Origin of the sequence: Halalkalibaculum sp. DA384 (assembly GCF_043951955.1) — a bacterium.
GTDB lineage: Bacteria > Bacteroidota > Rhodothermia > Balneolales > Balneolaceae > JAMQKA01.
Genome location: NZ_JBINJE010000082.1, coordinates 1 through 1,931, shown reverse-complemented (window position 1 = coordinate 1,931; position 1,931 = coordinate 1). Strand labels below are relative to the sequence as shown.

Here is a 1,931-nt window from a genome sequence, read left to right as displayed (position 1 = left end):
TGTTCGCCTGCGGGTGCTTCTGGTAGATCGGGATGAACTCCGCGCCGAAACCCAGCCCGATAATCGCTATGTTTACTTGGTTGTCTGGCATAATACTAATATTGAATGTTTCGAATATGTGAAGTTAAATTTTTTAATTGGCAAGGGGCTGTACAACTTACCCGTTGACATGGCCATACCTTTTGGTGCTTCTGGAAGCTCAGGCTTCCGCCGGTGCTTCCCTTTTCTCCAGGCGCTCCACCTGGTATCCACCCCGATGCTGATCCCTGATAAACCATAGCAGATATACCACCCCCGACAGCAGTGCGATCGGGGCGACCCATCGGAAGGCCATCCGCCCGCCGTAGTTGTCGGCCGGTCGCAGTACTCCCGAAGCCTGTTCGATAAGCTGTTGTTCCTGGGGCATCCCTGAATCAATCAGCGCCCGAAGGGCATTGCCGGTGGAGCTGCCTTCGAATACTCCATGCTCCTGGTAATAGGTCAGGGCAGCGCCAGTATGCTCCAGGATGTTGCTGACATCCGCTGCCCGGTAGCCCAGCTCAGCCAGCGCCTGTCGGTTCCCCGAGGCTTTCTCGGCCTTCTCCAGATGCGCCGGGAACCGCTCCTCCACCTGTCGGAGGATCTGCACCGTCCGTTGCTCGTCAAGAGCCTCCGGCATGTAGCTGTCGACAATCTCTCCCATGATGGCATTCGAGGCCCCTCCGCCAACAAAACCCATGCCAATCAGTAGCACAATACCCAGCAATCCGGCTTTCGGAAACCGTTCGCTCATGAGCCCGATCATGTTTGGCACGAAAAAGGCGATACCGACCGCAAACAGGGCTCCGGCAAGCATCAAAAGTGCAATCCCGGCTTCCACAAAGCTAAATATCAGTAGACCAAGGAAGGTCAATATGGAGCCTCCTATCAGCATACCTGTAGGAGAAAACTTTTCCACAAACGGGCCAGCATACATCCGAAGGGCGAACATCAACCCGCTGATCCATACCAGTACCAGCATCCCATGCAGCCCGGCCGCCTGCAGTACGCCCGGGATCCAGCGCATCGGCCCCATCTCCATTCCAAGGGTAAACATCATCAGCAGGATAAGCCCCAGTACATACGGGTTGGTAAAGGTATAAGAAACCATCTCCTTTATCGGGATGCCCGCTTGGGCGGTCTCGGTCTGCGGGAACTTGCGGGGAAACAGCAGCCACCCGTAGATCAGAATTGGTATATAGACCAGCGCCATTTGTGCCGTCCAGTGACCAATGTTAATCGCTCCGATCGTTCCAATCTGGCTCATGCCCCAGCCCAGCAGGCCACCTACCACCAGCCCACCGGTATAAAAACCGTGAAAATGATTCAGCTTGGTGGTCTTGTTATCCGGGTACAGAGCTGCCGTCAGCGGATTTCCGGCCACCTCGATCATCCCGTTTCCAAATCCCATTCCAATCGCACCGGCAAATAAAATCCAGAATGCAACCGGATCACCAGCAAAAAAGTAGGCAACTAAAAACAGTGTTACCCCGGAAATATGCCCCGCGAACGCGCCCATCGCCGCTTTCTTTAATCCAAACTTTTCCATAAATGGGCCAATGGTTAGCAATGATACTGACATGCCCCAAAGGGCTGCCCCGCCGATATAACCCACTCCAGCGTTCGTAAGGATAAACTCGGTCTTCAATTGATTGAGAATATTGCTCACTAAAATAAATGAGAAGGCCGTGGGCACCAGGGCCATGCAAATGCCCAAAAATAATTTTTCCCGCTCAATATCTTTATGGCTTGCAGACTGCTTATTCACGATAATCTCTTATTTGTTTCTAAAAAATTAAAATCGAAGACTAATCCCACTTCTCCAGTTGATCCCGGCGGCCGGCTCGTAATAATTGCCTCCCGCGTTGACCACCACCGAACCGTTGTAACGGGCGTCAAAGATATTGTTGACC

General features: G+C 52.8%; 1 protein-coding gene. It reads right to left on the bottom strand.

Features of this window, described 5'->3' with window-relative positions; genetic code table 11:
• Positions 1-199 precede the first annotated feature (199 nt).
• A complete protein-coding gene (locus tag ACG2E4_RS18275) occupies positions 200-1,786 on the bottom strand; it encodes an MFS transporter (RefSeq protein WP_395277488.1) in 1,587 nt (528 codons plus the stop codon).
• Positions 1,787-1,931: the final 145 nt, after the last annotated feature.